Origin of the sequence: Enterococcus sp. AZ101, assembly GCF_050499005.1 — a bacterium.
GTDB classification, from domain to species: Bacteria; Bacillota; Bacilli; order Lactobacillales; family Enterococcaceae; genus Enterococcus_L; species Enterococcus_L ureilyticus.
Window position 1 is genome coordinate 595,929 of record NZ_JBMHEZ010000002.1, and the last position, 12,694, is coordinate 608,622.

At 37.9% G+C, this 12,694-nt stretch carries 11 protein-coding genes; all 11 read left to right on the forward strand.

Annotated features, from left to right (window positions below):
* Nucleotides 1–57 precede the first annotated feature (57 nt).
* The 11 genes from IGJ50_RS12180 to IGJ50_RS12230 all read left to right on the forward strand — a co-directional run bounded on the left by IGJ50_RS12180 (nucleotide 58) and on the right by IGJ50_RS12230 (nucleotide 12,692).
* Entirely contained in the window at nucleotides 58–786 is a 729-nt protein-coding gene (locus tag IGJ50_RS12180; RefSeq protein ID WP_069638812.1) for a winged helix-turn-helix domain-containing protein, read from the forward strand.
* Between the two features lie 54 nt (nucleotides 787–840).
* Nucleotides 841–4,977, forward strand: coding sequence for a pectate lyase-like adhesive domain-containing protein (locus IGJ50_RS12185; RefSeq protein ID WP_429950626.1), 4,137 nt, complete (start codon nucleotides 841–843; stop codon nucleotides 4,975–4,977).
* Between the two features lie 13 nt (nucleotides 4,978–4,990).
* On the forward strand, nucleotides 4,991–5,338 hold the full coding sequence (locus IGJ50_RS12190; protein ID WP_429950628.1) for a hypothetical protein: 348 nt from the start codon (nucleotides 4,991–4,993) through the stop codon (nucleotides 5,336–5,338).
* Nucleotides 5,335–6,141, forward strand: a complete 807-nt coding sequence (locus IGJ50_RS12195) for a WxL domain-containing protein (protein ID WP_207120691.1) — start codon at nucleotides 5,335–5,337, stop codon at nucleotides 6,139–6,141. Before IGJ50_RS12190 ends, IGJ50_RS12195 begins: the two co-directional genes overlap by 4 nt.
* 35 nt (nucleotides 6,142–6,176) lie before the next feature.
* On the forward strand, nucleotides 6,177–6,992 hold the full coding sequence (locus tag IGJ50_RS12200; protein ID WP_207120692.1) for a WxL domain-containing protein: 816 nt from the start codon (nucleotides 6,177–6,179) through the stop codon (nucleotides 6,990–6,992).
* Nucleotides 6,993–7,080: 88 nt separating this feature from the next.
* Nucleotides 7,081–8,223 carry a DUF916 and DUF3324 domain-containing protein gene (locus tag IGJ50_RS12205; RefSeq protein ID WP_429950630.1) on the forward strand — a complete coding sequence of 381 codons (1,143 nt, stop codon included), beginning with the start codon at nucleotides 7,081–7,083 and terminating at the stop codon, nucleotides 8,221–8,223.
* Nucleotides 8,224–8,245: 22 nt separating this feature from the next.
* On the forward strand, nucleotides 8,246–8,914 hold the full coding sequence (locus tag IGJ50_RS12210) for a hypothetical protein (RefSeq protein ID WP_429950632.1): 669 nt from the start codon (nucleotides 8,246–8,248) through the stop codon (nucleotides 8,912–8,914).
* A gap of 19 nt (nucleotides 8,915–8,933) precedes the next feature.
* Nucleotides 8,934–9,617: a signal peptidase I gene (gene lepB / locus IGJ50_RS12215; protein ID WP_429950634.1), complete on the forward strand. Its 684-nt coding sequence runs from the start codon at nucleotides 8,934–8,936 to the stop codon at nucleotides 9,615–9,617.
* 1,020 nt (nucleotides 9,618–10,637) lie between these two features.
* Nucleotides 10,638–10,925 (forward strand): TIGR04197 family type VII secretion effector, encoded by a 288-nt coding sequence (locus tag IGJ50_RS12220; RefSeq protein ID WP_429950636.1) that lies wholly within the window; start codon nucleotides 10,638–10,640, stop codon nucleotides 10,923–10,925.
* Nucleotides 10,926–10,945: 20 nt separating this feature from the next.
* Complete coding sequence (locus IGJ50_RS12225) at nucleotides 10,946–11,302, forward strand: DUF3958 family protein (protein WP_429950638.1); 357 nt, start codon at nucleotides 10,946–10,948, stop codon at nucleotides 11,300–11,302.
* Nucleotides 11,292–12,692, forward strand: a complete 1,401-nt coding sequence (locus IGJ50_RS12230; protein WP_429950640.1) for a hypothetical protein — start codon at nucleotides 11,292–11,294, stop codon at nucleotides 12,690–12,692. Before IGJ50_RS12225 ends, IGJ50_RS12230 begins: the two co-directional genes overlap by 11 nt.
* Nucleotides 12,693–12,694 lie beyond the last annotated feature (2 nt).

Here is a 12,694-nt window from a genome sequence, read left to right on the forward strand (position 1 = left end):
ATACATACTGCGAAAAGTTTTTAGTTCTGGATATAAATTTAGTAGGAGGTACCTGTGATGTATACTATCGGTATTTTTCGAGATTCGTCTCAACCTGTATTGGATTATACCAAAGAATTTGTAAGCTTAGGTCATGAGGTTACGATTTTACAAGTTGGAGACGTGGGTTCTGAGCTAGTAGATGTAGATGCATTTATTATTGAAGAATCAGCTTTAACGGAGTTATCTTGTATTTGCAAAAATATTTTGGAATTAAGAATGAGATTGAATAAATTAATCTGGGTGTTGTTGATTGATAATAATGAAGAAGTAAAAACAAAAAAGAAAATTTATCTACAACTAGGTGCAGATGGTGTCTCTGTTTATGAAGAAGAATTTGTTCTACAATTTTCCAATATCTTAAAGCGAATTGAGAATAAAGATGACCTCAAAATTTTACAGAATATATCAACGACTAAGGCATTACTAGAATTACTCCCAGAAAATCTAAGTGTTTTAAGAGAAGGAAAAGTCGAAATTAACCTAACCAAATTGGAATTTAAAGTACTGGAACTTCTTTTTAATAAACATGACAAGGCTTTATCCTATGAAGAAATCTATCAACAGATTTGGGCAAATGAAAATACTGAGAAAAAAGAGTATCGAGTTAGTAATATTATATTCCATTTAAGAGCAAAAATTGAAGAAGACCCTACTTCACCAAAATTTATTAAGACGGTGCGAACAATCGGTTACAAATTAGCGCTTAATCAACAAGTACATGATGTTGGGATGAATAAAGCTTGAAGGAGGTGAGAAAACTAAGAACATTGTTTTTAAACTAAAGGGGCAGGAGGGAAAATGAATGAAATGATAAAAAAAAGAAAATTTCAATTAGTTGGAATGAGCATAGCCATTCTTTCAATCCTCATTTTAGCTATGCTTTCACAGGTGTTTACTTCATCAACCAAAATTTTCGCTAAATCACCAATCTCCTTGACAACTGTTGAAGATGAACGCTATGCAAATGAATTCTTTCATTTACAAATTTCTGACACAAGAGCACAAAATGAGCTGAAGAAATCTGATGATAGTAATCCATCAACTGATTTGGGTGAGCAAAAAAAGGATTGGCAAGTTTATCTGCCAGAAGGCATAAATTTTGACGAAACAGAAGAAAGAGACATGCTTTTAAAAGAAGACCCAAAAGTAGAGTTCCCTGTTTTTAATTGGAATGATGAAACACGGATGTTGACGATTACAGTCAATAGTGATAAATCTTCCTTGAAATTAGCGTTATTAGCAGACAAAAGTGGTGATTACTCACTACGATTAGCTGATGAAGCAGGTAGCGTTGCACAACAAGAGCTAAAACTTTCGGTAAAAGAAGCGAAAGAGGCAACAGCCAGCAGCCAAGCTTCTAACAATGTAAATTTCGTTCAGCCAAGAACATTAAACACTCGAGCTGCTGGTACAGCAGAAGTGACTGATTGGCAAAGTTTTGTTGAAGCAATCGCCGATAACACAGTGAATACCATTTCAGTACAAAATGATATTACACTGTCTGGGACGTTGAACAACTATAAGGATCTATTTAGTGTTAGTTCAGTTGATCTAGCCAGTGCGCAGAACGTCTATTTGTATATCAATAAAAATGCGACTGCACGCTCCCTGACAATTGATGGAAATGGACATAACTTTAATTTTGGTAACCTAGCGATCGGTTTTCTGGACCAATCAAGCTATGTATCAGGAAGTTCTGGAACCATTTTTGGCTATTGGGATTTAAAATTCCAAAACATTAACATGAGTTCCTCAAACTATTCTGGACCATTCTATATTTCATCGTATACGGCGACTGAAAGTGCCACGAATGGATTAACGGGAACAAATCGAAGCAATGCGAATATTTCTTATGATACTGCTTCGGCTACCAATACGAGAAATGTGACAGACTTTTTAGGGTACACGATTGGTCTAAATGACCCATGGGTAACGAATGTGGAACTGTTAAATGATATCTATACAAATGCCCCAACCTATTCGTCTAGTTATTTTATTTATAGTCCGTATTTACGTTACTCTCAAAATGTGACCACAGCGACATCGATTGGAATTGCTTCAGGTGGTGAGTCCCATATGTATTTCCAATTACAAGGAAATGCACGGACGGTTAAAGTCAACGGGAACAATTACACATTAGATTTTGGTTCGCTTTGTTTTTCGTTCCAAGCCTATAATAATTACGGTTCAAAAGCATGGGATATCCAATTTAGTAATATGACGGTTTATCATGGTAACTACTGGGGTGCGATGATTTTTAACAATGGTGCCAATGGTGGGAAAATGACCATGGATAATTACACTGGGTATGGAACACAGTTTTTAGAATCACAACAAACCACGTTAACACTAAAAAATAAAGTTCATTTGGAGCAACAACGTACGTGGACTTCAGTAAAAAAAGACGGCACAACAATCCGTACATGGAATGTAAATAACTATCAACAAGGAAGCTTAGCGATTTCTACAGCTGTTGTAGAAGATAATGCTGATGTTTACATTTCTTCTTTAGGTTCGAATGTATTGTATATGCCATCAGGCAGCTTTGCCATCGGTAAAAATGTCAAGCTTAAACTGGAACGTGGCAATCAAACAACCGCAGCCGAATACTACAATACCAACTTGAACATTTCAGGCGGGTCATTATCTGTAGGCGAAGGTTCCACCGTTGATATCTTAAATCATCATGCGACATTTGGTGGTGCTGTCTACCTAGGATCAGCTTCATCTGAGTTAAACATTGGGAAAGATGCGACGGTAAATATTCAAACAGATGCCTATACTGGAACGGGTAACAACAATATAAACTATAACCCAATCTATATGAATGGCGGGTCGATCAACGTTTCAGGGAACTTAAATGTTAAAGGGGTAAACATGGGGGCCAGCACAACGGATTTATTCTATGTTGCAAATAACTCAACCTTTATCGTTCAACCGAATGCTTCGTTTGATATTCAAAGCGATAGCACATCGATCACGCAATATTTATTGCGAATGGGTGGAGCGTCATCAACTTTTAAATTCTCAGATGCTAAACGCGTGAATCTTCAAAAAAATAGCGCATTAACTAGCGGTACATCTACCAATAATGGGTTGATTTGGTCTCAAGGAAACTTGGATGTGTCGGTTCAAAATGTCTTCCAATGGTCATTGAATAATGTGGCTGGTGGGGCTGATAGTGATAATGGGTACACATATGAGTACATTCCGATGAGTAATATGCGATTAGCTTATGGAAGTGGCTTTAATCCTACAATCACAGCATCTAATGCGATGACAAATGAAACGTTAACTAGATTTAACGCGAATTTTACAACGAGAGGACAACAACGAGTTCTCTTTACCCGAGTGCCAGATCCAAATATTGCGATTCATAGCATTGCAACTGATAATCGTGGCAATAATAGTTCGACCACTGTGTCTGGCTATGCTATTCCAAATGCCTATGTCCGCATTTGGGATGTACCAGTCAATAACTCGATCACGGCAGCCTTTGATCCATCAACTGACAGTATAAAATCACCTGTAGAAGATACGTCTACTCCAGCTGAATACCGTGCGAATTTTACAACGAAATCAGATGCGGCAGGGAATTGGTCCGTAACCGTACCAGCAGGGCATTATTTTACAGCTGGAAGTGTCATTCATGCCTACGGATTTGCGAATCTAAAAGCCGAAGAAGTGACACAAACAGTCTTGGATAAAACACCACCTACAGCTTCACCGGTGACCTATTACATGACAAAAGGGGATACGTTACCTGCAGCAAAAGAGATGGTGAAAGACGTTAGTGATACAAGTCCAGTCAATACTGGTTTTGATTATGCCTATACGGATCCTACTACGGCAGAAACAGCAGCGAATACGCCAGGAACTCACACGGTACAGATCAATGTATCAGATCAGGCGGTTGATGCTGATGGAAATCCAGCACCGAATACCAAAGTCGTTGAGTCAACACTAGTTGTCTATGACCGAGCTTCAGGTGTTTCAGGCTCTGATTTTGAGGCATCTTATGTAGACATTCGAAATCTATCAGAAACAGAATTAAAGAATTATATCCTGCAACATAGCAAGCCAGAAGCCTATAAACTAGCAAATGGAACCAAAACAGACCTGACTCAATTTGTAACAGTAACGGACTTTGGTGGCTTAAATAATGTGAGCGAACTTCAACCAAAAGCATATCCTGTGACATTAACAGTAAAAGCAGCTGATTCAGGATTGCCTACAGACATTACAACGACGATTCAAGTGACAGTAGTTGATGTTGATGCCGTATTATCGGTTGAATTCTTGAATGAAGCAAATCAAGTATTATCTGGCTATACCGTTAAATTAAATACGCAAGTCGGGGACACGATTGACTTAACAAAAGAAGAGAGTGTCACCACACAACTTACGAATGTCACGAAAGCCGGGTATGATATTGCCGAACGACCAGCTAATGAAACAGCGGTGAAAATAAATAATACTGCACTAACCGTTCAATACAAAGTGCAAGGCGTATTGAGTTTGACCTCAGTACCAAGTGCGTTAGACTTTGGCTCACTAGCGTATAATGCAACAACGAAACGAGTAGAAGACCCAGAAATTGATCAACAATTAGTGGTCACGGATACTCGGGCAGATGCCAAAAACGGTTGGAACTTAACGGCTACATTGACAACACCGATGAAAAACGATAGCGGTCAAGAATTAGTCAATGCTCTGCGTTATGTTACGAGCGGTAAGGAAACAATTTTAACTAATAATGCGCAAGTCGTTTACACCAATAGTAAAGGCACAGCAGGTAGTTTTGATGTCAGTGACAGTTGGGGGAAAGCAGCAAATACTGACGGGATAAAATTACAAATTAATTCATCTGATACCGTTTATACAGGAGATTATGTTGGCGTAATTACGTGGAAAGTCATGGCTGGACAACCATAAAGGAGAGTGGAAAATGAAACATAAAACAATAACATTAATCGTCTGCTCTCTGGTTGTATTGATTGGCATGTTTAGTTACTCAAACAGTTCAAGTGCGAATGAAGGAACAGGTGGGCAAGTCAATCGAGGCGGTAAGATTTCATTTTACGAAGAATCGACAGAACCATCTGATTCCTCTACCAGTACTGAACCAAGTTCATCCACAACGACATCTTCGAGTACAACAGTGAAACCAGCTGGAAAAACACTTCCTAGTATGGGGGAGCTGCTAAAAAACTACGGCATTTTCGGCATAGGTATTCTATTCCTATTGCTATTGCTTCTCTTTTTACGAAAACGTAGAAAGGGGGAGCAAAAATGAAGTTAAAACAAGTCGGTATCTGGTCGTTAGCAATCGCCAGTTTGTTTCTAGCCATTGAATCAGGCATCATTGCACAAGCTGCCCCTGAGACGCTTGATCAATCAGGTTCAGTCAGCATCAAAGGAAGCGTGGTAACCAATCCTATTGACCCTGAAAATCCAGAGAATGTTGTTGATCCGGGGGAGAGCCCTTCAATTGAAGGGTCACTTCGTATTGATTACGTTTCTGCTCTTGATTTTGGTGAAAGCAAGATTTCTAAAAATGGACGTGATTATCACGCTCTTGCGCAACAGTTCTTTGGTGAAACTGGTCCTAGAGGGAGCTATATTCAAATTACCGATCAACAAGCAGAATCGTCCGGTTGGACCCTACAAGTCAAACAAAACTATCAGTTTACGAATCCTATTATTCAAGAAACGAATGAGCAGGATTTAAAAGGTGCGGTTCTTTCACTAGATAAAGGCTGGGCAAATTCCAGCGGTACGAGTGAAGCTCCTACCGTGATGCGAGAAACGATTGCCTTAAATTCGATTGGTTCAGCCTATGAAGTCGCAACTGCCAGAGCAGGCAGCGGTAAAGGTGTTTGGACTATTGCATTTGGCGCATCAGATACCAATTCTAGCAAGCAACCTGCAACACTGACACCTGTAGTAGATCAAACGGGAAAACCAGTGATAGACAGTCATTATAGTAAACCAGTGTATAGCAATTCAGCGATCACACTAAGCATACCGGAAACAACAAAAATTCATCCGGTAGAATACCAAACGGAGATAACTTGGATTTTAGCCAAGTTGCCTTAATAAATAACACACAAACAATTAGGAGGAACATCAATATGAAAGCAAAAAGTCTTTGTGCATCAACATTAGTAGCAATTTTAGGAGTAACAGTTCTAGGAGCGGCAACACCTGCATTCGCAGCACCAACTGAATTAACGTCAGATGGTACTGTAACAGTTACAGAAGGGACTGCCGGTGGTGGTGAATCTGAAACAGTCGATCCAGAAAAACCAGGTGAAGTATTACCAACGCCAGATCCAGAATCTCCAGATGAAAACACAAACACAGAACAAGGATCATTAGTTATTGAAAAAACGACTGATTTGGATTTTGGTTCTGTTAAAACATCTGCCAACACTGTAACAAGTTATGCAAAACCAATGACATTTAACGGTGGAACAACAAAACGTGGTGCTTATGTACAATGGGCTGACGTTCGTGCCGGAGGCGTTTTCGGATATACAATCACAGCACAATTAACCAAACAATTCACATCAGGAACAAACGTATTATCTGGTTCAACAATTGACTTCAGCAACGGACTTGCTGTAGCGCAAGGAGATAATACAAATGCTGTTCCTTCAAACGTTCAAACTGGTTTCCAATTAACAGAAGCGGCGAACGATGCAAAAACAGTCGTTGTAGCTGATAAAGATAAAAAAGAAGGAAAAGGCCGTCACATCATCGAATTTGGTCAAAGCTCAACATCACAAAACGGAACACCAGGAACAGATGCAAAATCTGTAAAATTAACAATTCCTGCAGCAACTGCTTCAAACATGGCTGTAGCGGATTACACTGCTACTGTAACTTGGAAAATTACTGCTGCACCAGCTGCAGAAGAAACACCAGAAGTAACGCCAGAAGGATAAGCAGGATCTTCGATTTTTGCAGAGGAACAAGTTTAACTTGTTCCTCTGTGTACATAGAAAATATACTTTAGAATAGATGAGGTTAGTTATGAAATCACATATAGGATCTATAAAACAATGGGTGAGTATTTTCTTGAGTGTCGTGGTTATTGGATTCTTTTTTTTAAAAGCAGTTCCTGGTTATTCCGCTGATAAGAATCCAGCAGGTGTTACAGGGTTTACGTACAGTATTACGTTTCCAGATAATCAAGTAAAAAAAGATTTAGGCTACTTTAAATTAAAAATGGACCCAGGTAAAAATCAACAGATTTCTATCACATTAAGCAATCCTGGTACTGAAAAAGTGACAATCGATGTTAAATTGAATGGGGCAAAGACGAACCAAAACGGTGTGATTGAATACGGTGAATCAACAATTAAAAACGATCCATCCGTACAATTTGATTTTACCGATATTGTCACTGGACCAGAATCAGTTGAGCTAGCACCAGGAGAAACCAAGAATCTTGATTTGACCATTCAAATGCCAGAAACAAGTTATGATGGAGTGATTGCTGGTGGTATCCAGTTGATGAGAGCAGATCAAAATGGCACCTCTTCTAATGAAGGCGGCTCAAAAATCATTAACCAATATGCCTATGTGATTGGTGTTGTACTACAAGAATCAGAAAAAGCTATTGCACCAGATTTAAAATTGAACAGTGTGAAAGCTGGCCAAAGCAATTATCGCAATGCTATTTTTGTGAATTACTCTAATGTGATGGCAGCGTATTTAGATAATATGACTGTTGAAGTTCAAATTACGGAGAAAGGGAAAGAGACTGTTCTATATGAACGCAAACAAACCGCAATGAGAATGGCACCAAATTCCTTTATTGACTTTCCTGTCAGTATGAATGGTGAGCGGATGGTTGCAGGAGATTATGTAGCAAACATTCTCGTGACCTCTGGTGATAAAAAATGGAAATGGACCAAAGACTTCAACATTTCAGATAAAGATGCGAACAAATTCAACGAGCGAGATGTTGGTTTAGTGCAAGAAAAAGGGCTGGACTGGAAATTGATCGCCCTAATCGTTGTTGGTATTTTAGCCTTAATTATCCTAATTTTCGTCATTATTCGCATACGCAATAAGAAAAAACAAGAAAAAGAATTAGCCTTAAAAAAAGAACGTAAAAAGAAGAAACAACAAGGGTCATCTAATGGAAAAAGCAGTAATAAAAAGGATTAGGAAAGTATAGGAGCTGTAGTGTATGTCTGTTTTAGATTGGATTTTCATCATAGGGATAGCACTGTCAATTGTTGCGCTCCTAGGGTCAGGCTATTTTTTAGTACAGTTTTTTCATAAACGTAGACTGCTAAAAAAACTTCCAAATAAGAAATTTAAAAATAAAAAGAAAAATAGAAAAATCGCACGAAAAAAACGACAGTTGATAAACCAGAAAAAAAAGAGCATACGCTTATTTTGGGTAATGTCATTTGTGACAGTTGTTTTAGCTGGTGGCATCTCGTATCTTTCTTACTATCAGTCGATGAATCTCACAACAGGAGATTCAGATTCTGTTGTGAAAGGCTATTACCTACTGCGAGACTTTGAAGACCAACTGATTGTGGCACGGGATAAAAGCGACGACGAAGAAAAAGTGCAAAAAAATATTCGTTACTTAGCGACCTCTATGGCAAGCTACGGAACAAAAAAAGCAAGTGACATCAATTCCGAAGAAGGACAAATCACCTTGAATCGTTATTATAATTCGATCAAACAATTAGGAATGAATGCAAGTACACAAACAAAAAACTTTTTCGGAAACCAAGCGTTAGTGGACAGTTTTTTAGCAGACATCAAGAAAGCACAAGACTATGAAAAACAAACATTTGATTATTACAAAGTGAATGAATCCGCCTTTAAAGAAGAAAAGTAATCTGAGTGAGTGATTTCTTATGGAGAAAAAAACAAAGCACACAATCAAACAGAAAAAAAAGCCAACAACCAAACGAAAAAAACGTCCTTCCCAAAATGTACCTGTAAAAAACACGAAAAACAAAAAAAAACCAAACCTTAATAAAAAGTCTAAACGAAAAAAAAAACGTGTTAGAAGCTATCTTAAAGAACTGATCATGGCCATAAGTTTGGGTGTCGTGTTAATGCTTTTCATCACTTCCTTTTTCCTGACCATCGCGACGGTCCGTGGTTTTAGCATGATTCCGACGTTACGCGAAAAAGATCAAGTACTTGTTCAAAAAACAACGAACCTCAAACGCTTTGATTTAGTTGCCTTTAAAAGTGGCAATAGGAACACGCAAATTAGACGAATCATTGGTCTGCCAGAAGAAAAAATTGTGTACACGGACGATACACTTTTCGTGAATGACCAGCCAGTAGATGAAAAATTTATTATGGATGAAATCAATGAAAGCCAACGCAATGGTAAAAATTATACAGAAGATTTCACGAATCGAACGTTGACCTCTTCTGTTGCGATTCCTGAGGGATACTACTTAGTTTTAGGAGATAATCGACCGTATGCGACCGATAGTCGGCATTATGGTTTGATTGCAAAAGAGAATGTGATTGGGAAAGTTGCGATGCAGCTTTTACCGTTTGGTGAGATGAAGAGTTTTTAGAGTGGGAATATAGTACAAAAAGGATGGAGATGTTCCATCCTTTTTTTTATGCTATATTCAAAGTTAGCGAAGATGAACTAAAGGCTGTCTAAAACAACACCTTTCCCATCATTAGTGATATTTTCTGGTAGTATAATTTGATCCATATAAAAACCCCCTTTATATTTAAGTACGCAAAGGAGGAGAAATATCTTATTTGATGAAATCACTGTTGTCAGAGTGAGTAATTTTCCAAAAAACATAAAGTGAGTATATCGAGTACGCTATCAAAACTACAAAAAATAGTTTGCTTAGATATATCATAGAATTTCCTAAATCATAATTGATAGAAAATTCTTTTTGCAGTTTAAACTTTTCTTCCATTGTTAATGTTTCAGGGTCTTGAATAGGTAAAAAATTCAATGTCAGAAAAGTTCCAACAACTTTCAAAACTATAAATAGACAACTAAGTGTAATGATTAGCAACTTATTATATTTTATGAAAACTCACTCCTGTCCTAATTTATCTTGACATAGATCTTACTATTTCAATTTTATAAGGTTTTATATATCATAGCATAGCAATAGTTATTCCCAAAACCGACAGCAAAATTATTACTATATCCATTCGCTTGTCGTTTATAGGACACTGTATAAGACACACTTCGTAACGCTGTGAGTAAATGTTCACTTGTGAACGTATGTGACCCTGTGAAAGATCCTAAAGCTCTACCTCCTCGGAAAGCTTCAGCTTTTAAACGACCATAGTAAGAGCGCATTAAGTTTTCACTGGTTGCTGTATATAATAATAGTGAAGCAAGAAAAAAGTGTATATTTTTGGATCAATTTAAAAATTGAAAACAGAACACATATTCAAACTGATAAATGTATTTTTTATAATTTCCTTTTAAGTAAGCAAACGGAACATTTGAAAATTATATATTTACATTAAGTTGTTTAAGAATTACAATTAAGTATATATACTATTATAAAAAACTAAGTCGTTAGACGTTTACTTTTTAATTATAGGAGGAAAAAACGATGCCAAAGGATATAAACAGTAATGCCGCAGTAGCACAAGCTGTCGCTACTTCTATAGCATCATCGGTGAATTCTCTAAATCAAGGGACAACGATCACAAAAGATACTCAAACGACCGTTGCAGGCAATAGCAATGCGCAACAAGCAATCACGCAACTAACGACCTTTAATACCTCACTTGCCCAAGCCATTACCCAAGCAAGTAACAATATCCGGTCAGTGGCAGCCGAATTCGAAGCAGTTGATCAACGAATCGCTCAAATGCAGTATAACCAAATGCTTCCTTAAACTGAAAGGAGGAATAAATTATGTCCAACCTTGAAGAAATCAACCAACAAAAAATCCAACTCGAACGCGAACAAGAAAAACTCGAAGATCTAAAACGTGACCTCAACCAAACAGAAGAACACTACGAAGAATATTTTTTCTATCAAAAGCAATTATTCAATGAATTACAAGAAGAATTTGCCCAAAGCCAGACAGATATGTTGTATCAAGATATGGCCGAGCAAATCAACTGGCAAAGCCGAGGGGTTCAAGAGTTTTTAGAAGAGCAACAGCAAGAACTAAAAAAACAAACAAGAGCATTAGAAGATCAACAAGAAGACTTACATTGGCAAGAAATAAAAACAAAAGAAGAAAGGTCGGAAAAGCATGAGTATTGATATGTACCTCGGTCAAGCGAGAAGCCAAGCTTCCAGTGTTAAAAGTGCGTGTAGCCAATTAGCACAAGGCTATACGTCGTTGATGCAAAGCAATCAACAGTTTATGAGTGCAGGCGAACTATCAAGTAAAGGCTATGACTCTGCCAAGGAATTCTTTGCGGCAGTGATCCAACCTTTAGTTCAAGGTGCCGAAGTAGGCGCAGACATGACAGCAGAAGCTTGTCAAAAATTTGTGGATCAATATACATCTGAGGTTGATAGTATTGATTTGAAGTCAGATGACTTAGAAAGACGAATCCGACAAATCAATACATCGATCCTGAATATGGAGAGTATTAATCGAGGCTTGCCAAAGCTTCCGACAGGAACGAATCCATTGGAACAAGCCAATCGGCGGATTACTGAGTCGTTAGAGACGACGAAACGTGATTTAGAGAAGAAGTTAGAGAAATTAATGACGTTTAATGGGACATCTCCTGCTATTTTTGATGGAGTGAATAGTTTTTATTCGACATTGTCGCAAGGCTTGCAGCAGGCGAATAGTGGGTTTAATCCTGCGACTGGTACGTTTTCGGTTCCGAAAGGGAAAGCGTTGGATTGGACGAAAACAGTACAAACAGCTTATCAAAAAGCAAATCAGAAAAAGCTAGATAATTTAATGAAATTACCTTATTCAATAGAAAACGCAATTAAGGTCTATGAGATAGCTCAAAAAGATCCATCAATGAGGTTAGACGAAAAAGCGATTAAATGGTTTAGAGATCATAAAGATGATTTACAGGGATTATTTGTTGATTTTAGTATGTCAACAATAGAAGAAACACTTAAACATAATGGAGATGATCTTGCACTTTCTCTCGGTTTGATGTTTGGGACATTATACAAAAATGCACCATATGGTTCATGGATGGGCGCAGTAAACCAAGGATTAACAGCTGGTATTACAAGTTCTGCTAATAGTATGTTCAATGCCACGACAGACTTTTTAGGGTCTACAGTCAAAGCAACTTCACTTGGCTTAGGAATAGGAACCGTATTGGGTCTTGCCTCTGGCGATTCATTTGGTCAAGCTTTTGCAAGTTCTGCTGTTACGACTGGAGTTTCTTTAGGCGTAAATGGTGTAGCGTTAGGAGTATTAACTACTCTTGGTGTCGCAACGCCAGTTGGTTGGGCAGCTGTTGGGTTAGCAGTCGGCGTGAGCGCAGTGACGACATGGGCTTTTAATGAAAATGTTTTAGGAATCAAAGATATTGCTGAGAATGTAGGGAATAAAATTGATGAAGGATTATCTTGGGGCGGAGAGAAAATTAAAGAGATTGGAAAAGGGATGACGCAAGTTAGTAGTGCTGTTGAAGGCGCATGGAATTCTTTAACTAATTGGAGTTGGTAAAC

What these genes read in the sequence shown, in the direction of transcription:
- IGJ50_RS12230 (WP_429950640.1), top strand. Translation starts at nt 11,292, where the DNA reads ATGAGTATTGATATGTACCTCGGTCAAGCGAGAAGCCAAGCTTCCAGT.
- IGJ50_RS12190 (WP_429950628.1), top strand. Translation starts at nt 4,991, where the DNA reads ATGAAACATAAAACAATAACATTAATCGTCTGCTCTCTGGTTGTATTG.
- IGJ50_RS12185 (WP_429950626.1), top strand. Translation starts at nt 841, where the DNA reads ATGAATGAAATGATAAAAAAAAGAAAATTTCAATTAGTTGGAATGAGC.
- IGJ50_RS12200 (WP_207120692.1), top strand. Translation starts at nt 6,177, where the DNA reads ATGAAAGCAAAAAGTCTTTGTGCATCAACATTAGTAGCAATTTTAGGA.
- IGJ50_RS12225 (WP_429950638.1), top strand. Translation starts at nt 10,946, where the DNA reads ATGTCCAACCTTGAAGAAATCAACCAACAAAAAATCCAACTCGAACGC.
- IGJ50_RS12180 (WP_069638812.1), top strand. Translation starts at nt 58, where the DNA reads ATGTATACTATCGGTATTTTTCGAGATTCGTCTCAACCTGTATTGGAT.
- IGJ50_RS12195 (WP_207120691.1), top strand. Translation starts at nt 5,335, where the DNA reads ATGAAGTTAAAACAAGTCGGTATCTGGTCGTTAGCAATCGCCAGTTTG.
- IGJ50_RS12205 (WP_429950630.1), top strand. Translation starts at nt 7,081, where the DNA reads ATGAAATCACATATAGGATCTATAAAACAATGGGTGAGTATTTTCTTG.
- lepB (WP_429950634.1), top strand. Translation starts at nt 8,934, where the DNA reads ATGGAGAAAAAAACAAAGCACACAATCAAACAGAAAAAAAAGCCAACA.
- IGJ50_RS12210 (WP_429950632.1), top strand. Translation starts at nt 8,246, where the DNA reads ATGTCTGTTTTAGATTGGATTTTCATCATAGGGATAGCACTGTCAATT.
- IGJ50_RS12220 (WP_429950636.1), top strand. Translation starts at nt 10,638, where the DNA reads ATGCCAAAGGATATAAACAGTAATGCCGCAGTAGCACAAGCTGTCGCT.